The following is a 16,003-nucleotide window of genomic DNA, read 5'->3' on the forward strand; positions in this document are numbered from 1 at the left end:
AAGATCAGTACTTAGAACATGAATGAAAACGACAGCTCTAATGTATTTACTTTTTTACCATTTAGTTATCAGCTATCTATCATTGTACCTTTTTGATGGCGAGACTGTTGTGAAAATGACAGTAACTCTCCTTCAAAAAGGTCCTCTCGTCTTCTCGCCTCTCTGACTGTAGACAGTAATAAACCAGAACAAAAGCTTCTCTCTACTCTAAGTATATCCGTCCTAAAAAGCTTGCAGAGACTGGTTGTTTATGTAGTTCCCTTGCCCGGACAGATAATTGACCAATATGATGAATTTCATGAGCAATAACATGGTGTAAAATCTCTCTTACTGTGAACCTTCCTTGATCCCATGGAACTATTACTATGGTGTTTAGTAAAACATGTACGTCCGTCTTCAAAAATCCCTCATGTTCGGTACGACATGTATCAGAGAGGGATTTCACTTTTTCTATGGTATGATAGTCCTCACATTGCAAAGCAACATCCTGTTCTCCCCGGATGGCCCGAATCCAACTATATTCCACATCAATAATATGTAAAAGCGTATTTAGTATATTGTCTACGCCCCCAACTTGGTTCATCATCAGCTCTTCTGTAGTCAGTTGCTTGCACCATTCTAACCATTCATCTCTAACCTGCCAATTATACTGAAAAAATACAAACATGAAAATCACTCCTTCACTAGAATGGAAATACAGATGTATCACGTCACCAAACCCAAACAAACGTTCTTTTATTATAAAATGAATATTCAAACAAAACAAATAAAAATCGCCAATTATCATTACTAACCGAAACAATTTACTGAATCTTCAAAATAAAAACTGGATTATTTTTTTGTATTGCTGTAATATGTTTTTACACTACAAAAATTGCATCTTCTACATTTTAGAGGTGATGATTTGGAGAGTATATATGAGAAAATGAGAAGCATTCGCTTACAAAAGGGATTAACGCTTAAAGATCTAAGCGAAAAGTCAGGTTTCTCGATCAGTTTCTTATCACAAGTAGAGAGAGGCAACAGTTCGCTCGCTATTACCTCCCTTCAAAAAATTGCGGAGAGTTTACAGGTTCCGATTACTTATTTTTTTGAATCTCAAAAAGCTAACAAATATGCCACACGCGTTAAAGATCGACATCCGTTTCGAATAGAAGGATCTCCTAGTATCTATACCCGATTAGGTGGAGATTTTCCTGAGAGAACGATGGAGACCCTGCTAACGATCTTGCCTCCCGGTCAAACCCGCCATGTCAGTTTTCACCATGCTGGAGAAGAATTTTACTACGTCCTAGAAGGAACCATGACCATTTGTGTTGACGAAACAGAGTATATCCTCCAAAAAGGCGACACAATCCACTTCCCTTCCACATTAGAACATACTTGGTTCAATCCATCAGATAACGAAGAGACCCATGTCCTATCAGTCCTAACCCCAGTTATTTTTAAAAGCTAACACCCTACAATCATCTAAATCCAGCTTGTTATGTTTATCACAATTCAAGAAAGAATGGTGATCTGATGAAATCAAGAATAGAGCATCTCTACCTCTATATGGAAAAAGAGTCAATCGACGTACTATTGATAACCCTTCCTAAAAATGTTTACTATTTCACCGGCTTTCTGACAGAGCCTCATGAGCGATTTATGGCACTTGTTTTGATCAGAGATGAGGATCCCTTTCTTTTCCTTCCCCTACTCGATAGCGAGAAGGCACAGGCTGTTTCTTCCGTCACCAGAATTTATTCCCATCGTGACTCAGAAAATCCATACGAAATACTGCAACGTTATTTGCCTACCTCTATCACGCGGCTGGGTTTAGAGAAGAGTCATCTGAGCGCTGTTAGCTATGAAGCTATACGAGCTACGATTCACGCAACGGAAATCCTTGATATCGAAATCCTCCTTCGTGACATGCGCATGACGAAAAGTCCAGATGAAATAGCAACTATCAAACAAGCAATCTGGGTTATAGAAGAGTCGCTTCGTAGAACCCTTCCCAAAATTTCAATAGGAAGCACAGAGCTGGACATTGTTGCTGAATTAGAATTTCAGACGAAAAAGCTAGGAGCCCAAGGACCGTCATTCTCCACCATCGTACTTGGCGGACAACGAACCGGACTGCCTCATGGCGACCCAACCAAGCGCGCTATTCAGGAAGGAGAATTACTGCTAATTGATGCTGGGGTTTTTGTAGGTGGTTATGTTTCTGATTTAACAAGAACCTTTGCTGTTGGAAAAATAAATCATGTACTTACAGATATGTATGACACCGTCTTACGAGCTAATCTGCGAGCTATTGAAACTGTTCGTCCCTCTGTTCCTATCGCTAATGTTGATCTCGCAGCCCGTGAGTTCATTGAAAATAAAGGATATGGAGAATATTTTATTAATCGTGTGGGTCATGGCATCGGATTAGAAATTCATGAATATCCTTCTGTTCACAGTAATGCCCAAGGTACTCTCCAGGAGGGGATGGTTTTTACAATCGAACCAGGAATCTATAATCCACGACTAGGCGGAGTGCGCATTGAGGATGATGTACTTGTTACAGCAAGCGGAGCTGAAGTGTTAACTACTTTCCCTAAGGACCTTATAACCCTTGAATGTTAGGAAAAGCTCAGCTAAGCACCCCCGCTTAATTCTCCTTCAGCAAAAAGGAGGTAGCATTGAATAGATCAATCGTTATTGACGTCAAATAAAAAGGATAGAGCATAGCCATTCATCAGCTCGCTCTATCCTTTTACAAACCCTAATCTATTAGCTTAGCTAGATACGATTAGTGAGTTTTGCACTTGTCATATAGGCCTTTTTCTTTTAATACGGAAATTAATAGCTCACCCATTACTGCTGGAGTCTCTGCTACCTTAATACCGCATTCGTTCATGACACGAATTTTTTCATCGGCTGTTCCTTTACCACCTGAGATGATAGCACCAGCATGTCCCATACGTTTTCCTGGAGGTGCTGTGCGACCACCGATAAAGCCTACTACTGGTTTAGTTGCATGCTCTTTTACCCAAAGAGCCGCTTCCTCTTCAGCTGTACCACCGATCTCACCGATCATAATGATCGCATATGTTTCCGGGTCTTCATTGAAAGCTTTTAGCACATCGATAAAGTTCGTGCCATTTACCGGGTCTCCACCAATTCCGACTGCTGTCGATTGACCGATACCTTCAACAGTTAATTGATGTACCGCTTCATATGTTAAAGTACCAGAACGGGATACGATTCCTACATGGCCTTTTTTATGAATGTAGCCAGGCATAATACCGATTTTGCACTCATCTGGAGTAATAACGCCTGGGCAGTTTGGACCTACTAGGCGAGTTTTCTTTCCTTCCATGTAGCGTTTTACTTTAACCATATCAAGAACTGGGATATGCTCAGTGATGCAAATAACCAAATCTAATTCAGCGTCAACTGCTTCTAGGATCGCATCTGCCGCAAAGCGGGCTGGTACATAAATAACGGATGCTGTTGCACCAGTGCTCTCAACTGCTTCTGACAAGGTGTTGAATACAGGTACGCCTTCTACCTCTGTACCACCTTTACCAGGAGTTACCCCACCTACGATTTTTGTTCCGTATTCCAACATTTGTTTTGTATGGAACAATGCTGTTGAACCTGTAATACCTTGGACGATTACCTTTGTATCTTTATTAATAAATACGCTCACTTATTTTTTCCCCCTAACCATTAACCCACGAGTGATACAATCTTTTGAGCGCCGTCTGCCATTGAATCAGCAGAGGTAATGTTTAAACCAGAGTCTTTTAGGATCTGTTTGCCCAATTCAACATTTGTACCTTCTAGACGAACAACCAATGGCACTTCAAGGCTTAGTTGTTTGGCAGCTTCAACTACACCAGTAGCAATAATGTCACACTTCATGATTCCACCAAAGATATTAACGAAGATTCCTTTTACATTTTTATCAGACAAAATGATTTTAAAGGCTTCCGTTACTTTCTCAGCAGTAGCACCGCCCCCTACATCTAGGAAGTTGGCAGGATCTCCACCAAAGTGTTTGATAATATCCATCGTAGCCATTGCTAGACCTGCACCATTTACCATGCAACCGATATTACCATCTAGGGAAATATAGCTTAGATCATATTTGGATGCTTCGATCTCTTTTGGATCTTCTTCTTCCAAATCTCTATAATCCATGATGTCTTTATGGCGGTATAGTGCATTGGAGTCAAAATTCAATTTTGCATCCAATGCCATTACGTTTCCGTCACCTGTGACAACTAATGGATTGATTTCAGCGATAGAGCAATCTTTCTCAACAAAGGCCGTGTATAAAGCAGTCATGAACGCTGCAGCTTTATTGATCAGCTCTGTAGGAATATTGATGTTAAATGCTAGGCGTCTAGCTTGGAATGGTGTTAAACCAACTACCGGATCAATATATTCCTTAAAGATTTTTTCAGGCGTTGCGGCTGCTACCTCTTCGATCTCTGTGCCGCCTTCCTCGGAGCCCATCAAAACCACACGAGAAGTAGCTCTATCTAAAACTAGACCTAAATAATATTCTTTTTTAATATCGCAGCCTTCTTCAATTAAAAGGCGCTTAACTTCTTTACCCTCTGGACCTGTTTGATGAGTGACCAACGTTTTGCCCAGAATTTCGCTTGCGTAAGCTTTTACTTCATCTAGAGACTTCGCTACTTTTACGCCACCAGCTTTACCGCGTCCACCTGCGTGGATTTGAGCTTTTACTACACATACTTTTGTACCTAGTTCTTTTGCTGCTGCTACGGCCTCTTCAACTGTGAATGCTACTTTCCCGTTTGGAACAGTAACCCCATATTGTCGCAGAACCTCTTTTCCTTGATACTCATGAATGTTCATCGATTATCCTCCTGTTACCTGGTAGGAACCATTGTAATTCAACTATCTTGTACTGCTTTTTTATAATAAGGGCCTGCCCCTTCCTCCCACTTGCTTCACCGCGCTTAGGCAAAGAAGAGGCAGACCGTACTCACACCTAGATATTAGCCTTCAAGCAATAGAGACTCTGGATCTTCCAATAGATTTTTCACTGTTACTAAGAAGCCTACTGCTTCCCGACCGTCAACAATTCTGTGATCGTAGGAAAGTGCGATATACATCATCGGTCTGTTCTCCATACGGTCTTGATCAATCGCTACTGGACGAGTCTGGATTGTATGCATCCCCAGAATACCTACCTGTGGAGCATTTAGAATTGGGGTAGACAATAGTGAACCGAATACGCCACCGTTTGTAATCGTAAACGTTCCGCCTTGCAAGTCAGACAAGGCTAGTTTGTTTTCTCTTGCTTTTACAGCTAGATCACCAATTCCTTTTTCAATTTCAGCAAAGCTCATACGATCTGCATCGCGAACGACTGGAACTACCAAGCCTTCTGGAGCAGACACAGCGATACCGATATCATAGAATTTTTTCATTACGATTTCATCGCCTTGAATCTCAGCGTTTAGAAGTGGGAATTTTTTCAACGCACCAATAACAGCTTTTGTAAAGAAGGACATAAAGCCAAGCTTTACATTATTTTTCTTTTCAAACGCATCTTTACGTTTGTTGCGTAGTGCCATGATCGCTGTCATATCTACTTCATTAAAAGTAGTTAGCATCGCTGCAGTTTGTTGTACCTCTACTAAGCGTTTTGCGATCGTCTGACGGCGGCGAGACATTCTTTGACGCTCAACTGGTTTAGCAGGGTTAACCTCTTCGGCCTGCGGTGCTGCTTTTGGAGCAGAAGCTGCTTGTTTTGGTGTAGCTACTTGCTGACTTGGGTCAAAAGTAGAAACATCTTGTTTGCGAACGCGACCTAACGGGTCCATTGTAGCCACTTCATTAAGATCAATGCCACGTTCTCTAGCATGCTTTCTAGCTGCTGGAGAAGCTACTACAGATTGTTTACTTTCTTCTTGAGTAACAGCCGGTTGTGCTTTTACTTCTGGCGCAGGTTGTGAAGTTGGCTTTGGTTTGCTTTCCGCTTTTGGTGTTGATGCTGCCCCAGCTTCATCAATAACTGCGATGGTTTCACCCACTTTAACGGTGTCACCCTCTTCTTTTAATACTTGCGTTAACACACCTTCATTTTCAGCGATAATTTCCACGTTTACTTTATCGGTTTCCAATTCAAGTAGGATATCCCCCATGGCTACTGCTTCACCTTGCTGTTTTAGCCATTTACCTACTGTTCCCTCTGAAATGGATTCTGCTAATTCTGGTACTTTTACCTCTGCCATCTCTATCACACCCTTACCAAGTTTCTAGTAACACTCTGTGCAAGAATACGTTGTTGTTCTTTTTTATGAGCAACTGGATCTCCTTCTGACGGACTTGAGCGTCTCATGCGTCCGTTGTAGGATACATTTACTCCTTTTGGTGCTAGTGCTTTTAAACGTGGTTCAACAAAAGTCCATGCTCCCATGTTTCTTGGTTCTTCCTGTGTCCAGACAATTTCACGCAGGTTTTTGTATTTACGAATAAGCTCGTTGATTTTTTCTGTTGGGAACGGATATAGTTCCTCAACTCGAACAATTTGCAACCAATCAAATTTTCCGACGTCCGCTACCTGATCGGACAAATCAACAGCCATTCTTCCTGTGCAGAATACTAGGCGTTCTACGGCTTCAGGTTTTTGTCCCAAACCTGGCTGCTCGATAACCGTTTTAAACTCCCCGTTGGTAAATTCATCAATAGCTGATCCCGCAGAAGGATTACGTAGCAAGCTCTTCGGTGACATCATCACCAATGGTCTTACTTCGTCTTTGTTTAACATGGCAGCCTGTCTTCTTAAGATATGGAAATACTGAGCAGAAGAAGAAAGATTAGCTACTGTCCAGTTGTTTTCCGCTGAAAGCTGTAAGAAACGTTCCAGTCTCGCACTGGAGTGTTCTGGTCCCTGACCTTCATATCCATGTGGTAGTAGCATCACAAGACCTGATTTCTGACCCCATTTTGCACGACCTGCTGAAATATATTGGTCAAATATTACTTGTGCCGTATTGGCGAAATCCCCGAACTGTGCTTCCCACATGACGAGCGTTTCAGGAGCAAAAACATTATAACCATATTCGAATCCGAGTACGGCGTATTCAGACAATGGACTGTTGCGCACCTCAAAAGAAGCTTTTGCTCCTGGCAATCTGTGCAATGGAGAATACGTTTCACCCGTCTTAGAATCATGCAGTACTAGGTTGCGGTGAGAGAACGTACCACGCTCAGAATCTTGACCGCTTAAACGGATAGGTGTTCCGTCTTCTAATATAGTGGAGAATGCCAGAACTTCTGCATGTGCCCAATCAATCTTCGAGTTATCTGTGAAGACCTGCTGACGACGGGATAAGATTTTTTCTAGTTTATCAAAGACATGAAAACCCTCAGGCCATTTTAATAAATCCGCGTTAATCTCTGTCAGCTTTTTCAAATCAACAGAGGTTTTAACCTTTGGATAACCAATTTTGACCGCATCTGGTAGATCGGGAATCAAGCCAGAGTCATCATGTGCTTTGTTTACTTTCTCATAAGCTTTTACAAATGCTTGTTTAACCGTTTCTTCGATCGCTTCAAATTGCTCTTTTGACAGCTCGTTTCTTTCGGTTAAACGATCTTTGTAAATTTGAGTAATCGTTGGATGTTTACGAACCACGATGTAGGTCATCGGATTTGTCGCCATTGGTTCATCCATTTCGTTATGGCCAAGACGTCTATAACCTATTAGATCAATTAGTACATCTTTATAAAATTTACTACGATATTCGAAGGCTAATTTTGCGGCGGCAATGCATGCTTCAGGATCATCTGCATTCACATGAATAATGGGAATCCCATATCCTTTGGCAAGATCACTCGCATATCTGGTTGATCTGGAATCTTCACTTTCCGTGGTGAAACCTACACGGTTGTTAGCGATGATGTGTACGGTTCCTCCTGTTTTATAGCCTTTGATACCGGAGTAGTTCAGCGTCTCTGCAACTACACCTTGACCTGGGAAGGCAGCGTCACCGTGAACAAGAATAGACATCGCTTTGTATTCATCCTGTTTTGGATAGCCCGCTTGAGAGCGATCATCCTGAGCTGCTCTTGTGTAGCCCTGTACGATAGAACCTGACACTTCCAAGTGACTTGGATTGTGCGCCATCGTGATGCGTGTGGTTTTATCGCCATTCTTAATCTCTTTAACTGCTCCAAAGTGATACTTAACATCACCTGTCCAGCCGACATGAGCTTCTTGGGCCTTGTCCAGCTTTTCTTTTGGTGAATGCTGGAATTGACTAAAAATATCTTCGTAAGGTTTACCCAGCACGTGAGTTAGTACGTTTAAACGACCACGATGTGCCATTGAGATGGTTACTTCGCTTGTTCCCGCTTGAACGGAGTGTTCCACGAGCTCATCAATGACAGGTACTAGGACATCCAAACCTTCTACGGAGAAGCGTTTGGCCCCTACAAACTGCTTGTGTAGAAACTTTTCAAAACCTTCTACCTCATTCAATCTTTTTAAAAGATCAGTCTTTTTCCGCAAAGAGAGTTCCTTAGTTACTTCGCCAGACTCAATCATACTTTGAATCCAAGCTTTTTCTTCTGCCTCATCCACATGTTGAATTTCAAAGGCAATATTGCTAGTGTACGTTCCTTTCAAATACTGGATCGCTTCCCAGCCATTAGCGAAACGTTCCGGCTGATGCTTGCAAATGAATTCAGCTGGAATATCTCGAAGATCAGCCTCGGTCAAACCATATTGATCCAGATTTAACAAATCCGCTTGTGGAGCTTGAGCTTCCAAAGGATACAGATTAGCACCTAAGTGTCCAAACCCACGGATGGTATCTGCCAACTGAAGAGCAGCAACGAATTTCTTCATTTTTGCAAATGGTAGCGTTCTTGGTGCGGAGCTTTCAGGTGTCATTTCCTGACCATGAAGATCATTTTCTGGAAGGACCGGCGATCCCCAATTATCAAACAATTTTCGTAAGTCTGCAGGTACTTCTTCCGGATTTTCCATATAGATCTCATACTGCTCAAACACATAACCAAGATTCGGTCCATAAAATTCTGCCCAAGGGCTAGCTGGCAGTTTGTTATTCATACTCATTTGTAACCCTCCTACAGTCTTGTTGTGATCATGACCTGCACGAAATTGAGGTTTGTTGATCTCCTTTTATTTCAATTAAACTCCCAATTGGATGAAAATACCTAATCGAAGCGGTTTCAAATAGAAGGAGATCAATCCCATTAAACAATTTAAACCTTTTGCGTCCTAAAGTAAACCCATCCACTGCCAATAAGTCATACTAAATGCAATTATGAGAATAAAGCCCGCTATTGTAAGAGGTACACCCGACTTCACAAAGTCGCTGGTCGTAAAGGAACCTGTACCGTAAGCAAGCATATTTTGCGGTGCACTTACTGGTAAAAGGAAGCCAAAACTAATGACAAATTGCTGGATTAAGACCATACCAGGCTTGTTAAACGTAGGCTCCATTGCGGTTACCAATGCAATAACAATTGGAATAAACGCAGATGCCAAGCTTGTTGCACTAGCAAACCCGAGGTGAATCAAAATGTTAAATAATGTTAATATGATAATAACAGTAATTACTGGCATAGCAGTTAAACCCATTGATTCAAACAATCCTTTGGAAATCCACTGAGCTCCCTCTGTTTTTAATAAGAGGTTCCCTAGAGACATTCCGACCGCAAATACAATTAGCGTTCCCCATCCTACTTTTTGCTCTACCTGCTTCCAAGTATACACCCCAATGACAGGGCATAAAAGGATGGCAACAGCCGCAAGTGTAATTGTAGTGGAATCCAATGCATGCAAGACTCCCTCAGTAGACCAAAGGAACAATAGAAGCAAGGAAACTATCATTAAACGCCACTCTTTTGGGGTTAGCTTCCCTAGCTCAGCCAATTGTTTTTTGATTAACTCTCGGCCGTTTGGTATTTCACTAAGCTCTGGTTTGATTAATTTTGTCATCACAAAATATAGAATGACAGACATGATAACAGCCCATGGAGCTGCATAAATGAACCATTCTCCCCAGGAAATATGGTAATTGAAAGCGGTTTCCATGAATCCCAAGGCAACCATATTCTGCGCTGCAGCCGTTTTAATCCCAATGTTCCATATGGAAATGGATTGGACGGTTGTAATCATCAGCAAGGCAGAAAGACGGCTATTCTTTTCTAGACCAAAAGCAGCTACCATTCCCATTAGGATTGGAATAATAGCACCTGCTCTAGCTGTTGCACTAGGCACAAACAAAGCAAGTACAATGCTTACAAGAATGGTTCCGAGTACGATATTGTTTGATTTGGACCCTACTTTTGATAGTACCAATAGAGCAATGCGCTTATGCAATCCGGTAATTTCCATCGCTACAGCAAGGAACAATGCACCGGCCACTAACGCAACTGCTGAATTACTAAAACCTCCCAGCGCCATAGTAAGCGCTTTCTTTGTTGTGTACACGACATTTGGGTCTTCAACTGTTGGCGAAAATCCGATTAAAACAGCAATAAGCCCAACGATTAAAGCCGCACTAACTGGATATGTAACCGCTTCCGTAACCCATAAAATAACGGCGAATGCAAGGATTGCTAGTGTTCTTTGACCAGCAAGTGGTAAGCTTTCTGGTGTTGGGAGTAACAGAATAATAACCAGTACAGCTAGTGCGATGCTTAACGAGATGATATTCTTTCGACTAAAGCTCACTATAATACCCCCCCTTGTCTAGTTATAGTGTAACCAAGTTGTTACACTATAAATTATAACGAATAAAAGAATAGACAGGATGGTTTTATAATTTACTTTATTGTTTTATTATTTACTAAATTTAATTATATATGAATTATACGGTATTTCCATACCTGTAAATAAATAAAAGGCCGTCGAATTTACTCGACAACCTAATTATCAACTCAAATTTATTTTTGTAATGTTATTAATGTGTATTTCACACATTTTCGATTTATTTTTGAGTTGCCCAATCTGCTGGATAAGTTACATACATAAAGCGAGCAAACTCAGGCACAGAGAATTGGATTTTGGTTCCTTTTGGAATTAAAATGATTTCTCCAGCTTTTGCACTAACTTTGCGGCCATCAATGATGATTTCCAAGTACCCTTCTATTACATAATCAATTTCATCATAATTAAGGGTCCAATCAAAGGTTGTCTCTTTCATTTCCATAATTCCACAACCTAAGCGTGGGCTTTCTTCTAATGAAAATAGATCTTTGCAATATACGATATCTTCTTTGTTGCCAGTATCCAAACGATCTTTTTCTGCTACACGTACAACTTGTAAAGGTATAGAGGTAACACCACTACTATCCCGATGTTTTGGGAATTCTTCAGGAGCTGATGCTGTGCTAGCTCCTACTTTTTCAGTAATGATTTTACGGACAATTTCTTCAATGGCTTTAATATCTAAGTTTTCCATTTTACGCAACCTCCGTTTTCTTATCTTTATCTTTTTTTCCTTCAATCATCTTTTTAGAAATGAAGATCGCTACAAAGATTGCTGTAATACCACCGACTAGTTTACCTACAATCATCGGGAAGATCATATCTTTTGCAACACCTGCTGTGAATCCTAAATGGTCACCAAGAACAAATCCTGCTGATACAGCGAAGGCAACGTTAATAATTTTACCTCTATCATCCATATCTTTCATCATTCCAAACATCGGAATGTTATTAGCAAGAGTGGCAACCATACCTGCTGCTGCAACTTCGTTCATTCCAAGTACTTTACCCAATTTAAGCAATGGCTTCTTAAACACCTTTGTAATAACAAATACCATACAGAACGCGCCTGCTAAGACAATGGAAATGTCTCCAACAATCTTAATACCTTCTGAGATAGGAGCTAGTCCTGGAATAATAGTCAGACCCACTAGTTGTTCAATGATTCCAGCTGCTAATGCAAGCGTTGCCACAATAACGATGAATTGGCCAAAGATCGTAAAGCCTTTGATCATTCCATTCGGGAATTTCACTAATCCTAGTACAATAAGAGCCGCAAAAATGAGAATTGGCACTAGATTGGTTAAAATCATGCCAATTGAATAACCAGCAACTAGTCCACCAGCAATACAACCAATCGGAATTGTAATAATTCCTGATAGAACACCTGTTGCTAAGAACTTGTGATCTTCTTTACGAATAATACCTAGAGCTACTGGAATCGTAAAAACGATCGTTGGCCCTAACATAGCACCTAAAATAACCCCTGCAAACATTCCTGCTTCTGGATCTTTCGCTAGTTCTTGCGCTAATGCAAAGCCACCCATATCATTTGCTAAAATCGTAGTAGCAAACATTGCTGGGTCTGCTCCTAGTGCATTAAATACAGGTACAACAATAGGACTAAGCACTTTGGCTAATACAGGAGACAAAGAGATAATACCTACCATGGCTAGCGTTAAGGAACCCATTGCCATAATACCCTCTTCGAATTGTTGACTTAAGCCAAATTTATTCCCAATACACTTATCAATCGCACCCAGAACCATAAAAATGACCATTAAGTAAATAATGATTTCATTAATTCCCATACATGACTTCCTCCGCTCTTACCGAAACTGTTTTTTGATCTCTTCACTTGGTGATGGCATAACGGTATAATGAACGATTCGCTTCTGATCGATGGATGAAACAGCTATATCCATCGCTTGTTCAACATCGCTTACACTTCCAGTAATGACAGCAAGTAGCTTGCCTCCGATACCCATACCTAGGTTGATTCTTTTCAAGAAGGTATGGGCACCTTTTAAGGCAAGGTTTATCGCGTAAATACCAGATGAGACGTTGGATGTTTCGAAAATTCCAATGGCATTTATAGGCTCAGTTGAGTAGCTTTTTTTCAAACCATTAACGATGTCGTTATGAACACCATTTAGAATAAATTCACTCACAAGAAAATCCTTTGAGACCTTTTTGGCAATCTCCATGGACTCTTGTACATTTGCAGTATCACCACTAACAATGATCAGAAATTTACCCGGGCAAATGGAACGCATATGATGGATATCCACAGTGGATTTTTTTAGCATGAAGTCAGCCGTCTCATATCCCTTACTTATACTTCTTAATTCTAGGATGCCAATAGAACTACTCATCGTTCATCTCCAGAGAATCTACAATACCCACGATAACTGCATCAATAGGTACGTTTTGATCTTTCATGGAGCTTCTTGCTGCGCTGCCTTTCGTTACGAGAACGGTGTCGCCTATGCCCGCACCGGCATGATCCGCCGCAACAAAGCATTCCTTTGAAGTATTTTCATCATATGAATGCGGTTTAACTACTAGAAACGTTAAACCATTTAGCTTTTCATCTTTTCGCGTAGCCCAAAGACTGCCGACAACTTCTCCAACAATCATACGTTCACCCCATTATTTTCTCCGTACTTGTATCTGCTGCATTTTGATATAATCTTTTGCAAGTGGTGTAATAATGCTGTTTTTGTTCACGATGATTTGATTCACGCGACGCAGATGAAATTTCTTCAAATCAGACTCTGTAATGAGCTTCTTAGAAAGAACTTCCTGAATTACTTCTTCTCGTTCAATCTCGATCTCTTGCTTAGCACTTACAACCTCTGGGTTATGTTCCTTGTCATCCATTTTGAGTAAGTCAGATACTTGAACCATTTGAATGCCAAAACTTTTGATTTTCTCTTCAAACGCCTCGTATTGCTTAAACAACACCGGGTTTGCCGTCTGTTTATATTTTTTATAAACCATGGAATTTTCTAAAGCGACTACTTTTTTACCTTTTAAAAGCATGGTTAAAATAAAACGTTCACGACTTCCCGCACTGATGCCATTTGCCAAATTTCCCAGTAGCTGTATGCAAATAGTCGGGATGATCACGAGATCGCAATCCCTCGTCTGCTCATCGTAATATTGAAAATCGTAGCGTGATTCGATTTGTGCTTCAATTTCAGGGTGTGCTTGGTTGTCCATAATGATTGCTTTTTGCCGCTTGATTGGCTGTTCCTGCAAAAGCTTCATACCTTGGAGCTTTTTATATACCTCGTTTGTAACCGCTTCGACTAAAGCTTCTATGTTCATTTTTTCACACTCCTAGGTACTTTTCTTCAAAATTTTCCCCATAGTACCTTTCGTAAATCCACACGCATTCGCTTCATCATAGTCAATATGCATGAATGTTGCATAAGAAGGACTTACACGAATCATTACATCATCGAAAATCAATGGTCGATTGCTGAATACCTTAACTTGAACCGTTTCGCCATTGACAACATTATGTTTTTTCGCATCTTCAGGAGTCATATGAATATGGCGTTTTGCTACGATTAACCCTCTTTGCAATTGAACCATATTTGTCGCTGAGGCGATTACAATTCCTGGTGTTCCTTCTAGCTGTCCGCTCTCTTTGATAATTCCTTTTACACCTAGTGCAACAGAATCTGTTAAAGCAATCTCTACTTGCGTCTCTTTACGTTCAGGTCCAAGTACAACTACATTATGCAATGCACCTTTAGGACCAATTAGCGTAACCCGTTCCTTGCAAGCATATTGTCCAGGCTGAGACAAATCTTTCATCTTTGTCAGCTCATAGCCTTGGCCAAACAAAGTGTCAATGTCAGCTCTGCTCAAGTGAACATGTTTCCCAGATGCTTCAATAGGAACGCACATTTCTTCATTAACACGTTTTACTACTTCATCTACAATGCTTTCAATCAGATCGTTTTTCATAGTTCTCTCCTCAAGCTTTGTATTTATCTAGACGAACGCGGAACATCAATATCCAAAATAAGGAGGAAAGGCGATTCAACGCTTGAATGATGTCTTCACGTTCTACACTTCCATGCTCTTGTTTAAATGCTTGATAAGCCAACAATTCCGTTTCTCTAGTGAAAGTACGCAATGAATTTAAGGCAATGACCATCTCACCCATTTCATAGCTCGGTTTAAAATGATCTAATCCGAAGTATTTCTTGGGATGATGCGATTGCTCTCTTATTTCATCAGATGTCATATCTAGCAATTGGATATTCGTTAGCCTCTCACCAAGAACTTCACAGCGCACAATATTTCGTACAAATAGAAGCACTTCTTCCAAGTCAACTGCCAGCTTTGGCAAACCTGCTCTTACTCCAGTGATTTGAGCTTTGAGAATGTTAGCTTCTAATGAATCTAGTTTTCCACGAAAAATGATGCGAGGATGGTCTTTATAGACAAGGAGATTTCCATATAAATGAGTCATATGCTCTGGCTTACTTTCAAGATATCCACCATAGATCGTTTCATAACGCATAGATGGCTTACTTGAAATTTCTGTTGGTGGCACAGGAGCATTCTGTTGTTGGGTTGCATTCTCATCATAGTAGCGAAGCTCTATCTGATGATCTGTTAAAAAACTTTTAGCAGAAGGCGTGAGAATGACGCCTTTTTTCACTTCAAAAACCTTGCTATCTTTAGCTTCTTGATTTTTAAAGTGTTTTCGCAAATCGCTTTCTGTGATAAGAGCCATATGTTCACATCCCTCGTCGGAAAAACTTCTCACAATGACTAGCCAAGAAGCTTACCTGACCCCAATATGGTAGATAGGGAGATGGATGCAAAAAGTTCTGCATCCATCCGACTATAATTATTCAGCTGTTTTAGGCAAGATTGCATCTACTTCAGTATGTGGTCTTGGAATTACATGTACAGATAGTAATTCTCCAACGCGTTCTGCTGCTGCTGCTCCAGCGTCTGTAGCCGCTTTAACTGCACCTACGTCTCCACGTACCATAACTGTTACTAGACCTGCACCGATTTGTTCTTTACCAATCAATGTAACGTTTGCTGCTTTTACCATTGCATCTGCTGCTTCAATAGCTCCAACTAGTCCTTTAGTTTCTACCATTCCCAATGCGTTTGCGTTTGCCATAATAAAATTCCTCCTAGAATCTTGTTAGATTTATGATTTTTAGAAAAGTACATATGATGTGCAACATGTTTATAAGTAAA

The 16,003-nt window shown here is 40.7% G+C and carries 16 protein-coding genes; 2 read left to right on the top strand and 14 right to left on the bottom strand.

Translation table 11 applies throughout. The features are described from left to right. Positions 1 to 202: 202 nt before the first annotated feature. A complete protein-coding gene (locus tag GOP56_RS05835) occupies positions 203 to 667 on the bottom strand; it encodes a DinB family protein (RefSeq protein WP_163244939.1) in 465 nt (154 codons plus the stop codon). Between the two features lie 237 nt (positions 668 to 904). Between GOP56_RS05835 and GOP56_RS05840 the strand changes: the two genes are divergently transcribed. Together GOP56_RS05840 and GOP56_RS05845 are read left to right on the top strand one after the other, a co-directional pair. After that, positions 905 to 1,456: a helix-turn-helix domain-containing protein gene (locus GOP56_RS05840; RefSeq protein WP_163244941.1), complete on the top strand. Its 552-nt coding sequence runs from the start codon at positions 905 to 907 to the stop codon at positions 1,454 to 1,456. 65 nt (positions 1,457 to 1,521) lie between these two features. Continuing rightward, positions 1,522 to 2,613: a M24 family metallopeptidase gene (locus GOP56_RS05845; protein ID WP_163244944.1), complete on the top strand. Its 1,092-nt coding sequence runs from the start codon at positions 1,522 to 1,524 to the stop codon at positions 2,611 to 2,613. A 166-nt stretch (positions 2,614 to 2,779) separates the two neighbouring features. Here the strand turns inward: GOP56_RS05845 and sucD are convergent, their stop codons facing one another. From sucD to pduA, 13 genes are all read right to left on the bottom strand, one after another. After that, a complete protein-coding gene (sucD, locus tag GOP56_RS05850) occupies positions 2,780 to 3,682 on the bottom strand; it encodes a succinate--CoA ligase subunit alpha (protein ID WP_003336193.1) in 903 nt (300 codons plus the stop codon). Positions 3,683 to 3,702: 20 nt separating this feature from the next. Next, complete coding sequence (sucC, locus tag GOP56_RS05855) at positions 3,703 to 4,863, bottom strand: ADP-forming succinate--CoA ligase subunit beta (RefSeq protein ID WP_003336192.1); 1,161 nt, start codon at positions 4,861 to 4,863, stop codon at positions 3,703 to 3,705. A 143-nt stretch (positions 4,864 to 5,006) separates the two neighbouring features. After that, positions 5,007 to 6,248 (bottom strand): 2-oxoglutarate dehydrogenase complex dihydrolipoyllysine-residue succinyltransferase, encoded by a 1,242-nt coding sequence (gene odhB / locus GOP56_RS05860; protein WP_163244946.1) that lies wholly within the window; start codon positions 6,246 to 6,248, stop codon positions 5,007 to 5,009. Positions 6,249 to 6,253: 5 nt separating this feature from the next. After that, positions 6,254 to 9,100 carry a 2-oxoglutarate dehydrogenase E1 component gene (locus GOP56_RS05865; RefSeq protein ID WP_163244949.1) on the bottom strand — a complete coding sequence of 949 codons (2,847 nt, stop codon included), beginning with the start codon at positions 9,098 to 9,100 and terminating at the stop codon, positions 6,254 to 6,256. A gap of 165 nt (positions 9,101 to 9,265) precedes the next feature. Beyond that, entirely contained in the window at positions 9,266 to 10,726 is a 1,461-nt protein-coding gene (locus tag GOP56_RS05870) for a DASS family sodium-coupled anion symporter (protein WP_003336189.1), read from the bottom strand. 256 nt (positions 10,727 to 10,982) lie between these two features. Beyond that, a complete protein-coding gene (locus GOP56_RS05875; protein ID WP_064017588.1) occupies positions 10,983 to 11,456 on the bottom strand; it encodes a cupin domain-containing protein in 474 nt (157 codons plus the stop codon). Between the two features lies 1 nt (position 11,457). Further along, positions 11,458 to 12,573: an ethanolamine utilization protein EutH gene (eutH, locus tag GOP56_RS05880; protein WP_003336186.1), complete on the bottom strand. Its 1,116-nt coding sequence runs from the start codon at positions 12,571 to 12,573 to the stop codon at positions 11,458 to 11,460. A gap of 18 nt (positions 12,574 to 12,591) precedes the next feature. After that, positions 12,592 to 13,137 carry a BMC domain-containing protein gene (locus GOP56_RS05885; protein WP_003336185.1) on the bottom strand — a complete coding sequence of 182 codons (546 nt, stop codon included), beginning with the start codon at positions 13,135 to 13,137 and terminating at the stop codon, positions 12,592 to 12,594. Beyond that, complete coding sequence (locus tag GOP56_RS05890) at positions 13,130 to 13,402, bottom strand: EutN/CcmL family microcompartment protein (RefSeq protein ID WP_003336184.1); 273 nt, start codon at positions 13,400 to 13,402, stop codon at positions 13,130 to 13,132. The genes GOP56_RS05885 and GOP56_RS05890 overlap by 8 nt, the downstream gene beginning before the upstream one ends. Positions 13,403 to 13,414: 12 nt before the next feature. Next, on the bottom strand, positions 13,415 to 14,095 hold the full coding sequence (locus GOP56_RS05895) for an ethanolamine utilization protein (protein WP_096887187.1): 681 nt from the start codon (positions 14,093 to 14,095) through the stop codon (positions 13,415 to 13,417). Positions 14,096 to 14,107: 12 nt separating this feature from the next. Continuing rightward, entirely contained in the window at positions 14,108 to 14,743 is a 636-nt protein-coding gene (gene eutD, locus GOP56_RS05900; protein WP_163244954.1) for an ethanolamine utilization phosphate acetyltransferase EutD, read from the bottom strand. A 10-nt stretch (positions 14,744 to 14,753) separates the two neighbouring features. Then, the gene (locus GOP56_RS05905; RefSeq protein ID WP_163244956.1) at positions 14,754 to 15,521 is read right to left on the bottom strand and encodes a cobalamin adenosyltransferase; all 768 of its coding nucleotides are present in this window, start codon (positions 15,519 to 15,521) and stop codon (positions 14,754 to 14,756) included. A gap of 117 nt (positions 15,522 to 15,638) precedes the next feature. Next, entirely contained in the window at positions 15,639 to 15,923 is a 285-nt protein-coding gene (gene pduA, locus GOP56_RS05910) for a propanediol utilization microcompartment protein PduA (RefSeq protein WP_003336180.1), read from the bottom strand. Between the last annotated feature and the right edge of the window lie 80 nt (positions 15,924 to 16,003).

This window comes from Brevibacillus sp. 7WMA2 (assembly GCF_010748895.1).
GTDB lineage: Bacteria > Bacillota > Bacilli > Brevibacillales > Brevibacillaceae > Brevibacillus_B > Brevibacillus_B halotolerans.

Coding starts and splice junctions, on each gene's coding strand:
- GOP56_RS05895 (WP_096887187.1), bottom strand. CDS start 14,095: ATGAACATAGAAGCTTTAGTCGAAGCGGTTACAAACGAGGTATATAAA.
- GOP56_RS05845 (WP_163244944.1), top strand. CDS start 1,522: ATGAAATCAAGAATAGAGCATCTCTACCTCTATATGGAAAAAGAGTCA.
- GOP56_RS05835 (WP_163244939.1), bottom strand. CDS start 667: ATGTTTGTATTTTTTCAGTATAATTGGCAGGTTAGAGATGAATGGTTA.
- pduA (WP_003336180.1), bottom strand. CDS start 15,923: ATGGCAAACGCAAACGCATTGGGAATGGTAGAAACTAAAGGACTAGTT.
- eutD (WP_163244954.1), bottom strand. CDS start 14,743: ATGAAAAACGATCTGATTGAAAGCATTGTAGATGAAGTAGTAAAACGT.
- GOP56_RS05890 (WP_003336184.1), bottom strand. CDS start 13,402: ATGATTGTTGGAGAAGTTGTCGGCAGTCTTTGGGCTACGCGAAAAGAT.
- GOP56_RS05875 (WP_064017588.1), bottom strand. CDS start 11,456: ATGGAAAACTTAGATATTAAAGCCATTGAAGAAATTGTCCGTAAAATC.
- GOP56_RS05905 (WP_163244956.1), bottom strand. CDS start 15,521: ATGGCTCTTATCACAGAAAGCGATTTGCGAAAACACTTTAAAAATCAA.
- GOP56_RS05865 (WP_163244949.1), bottom strand. CDS start 9,100: ATGAGTATGAATAACAAACTGCCAGCTAGCCCTTGGGCAGAATTTTAT.
- GOP56_RS05885 (WP_003336185.1), bottom strand. CDS start 13,137: ATGAGTAGTTCTATTGGCATCCTAGAATTAAGAAGTATAAGTAAGGGA.
- sucC (WP_003336192.1), bottom strand. CDS start 4,863: ATGAACATTCATGAGTATCAAGGAAAAGAGGTTCTGCGACAATATGGG.
- odhB (WP_163244946.1), bottom strand. CDS start 6,248: ATGGCAGAGGTAAAAGTACCAGAATTAGCAGAATCCATTTCAGAGGGA.
- eutH (WP_003336186.1), bottom strand. CDS start 12,573: ATGGGAATTAATGAAATCATTATTTACTTAATGGTCATTTTTATGGTT.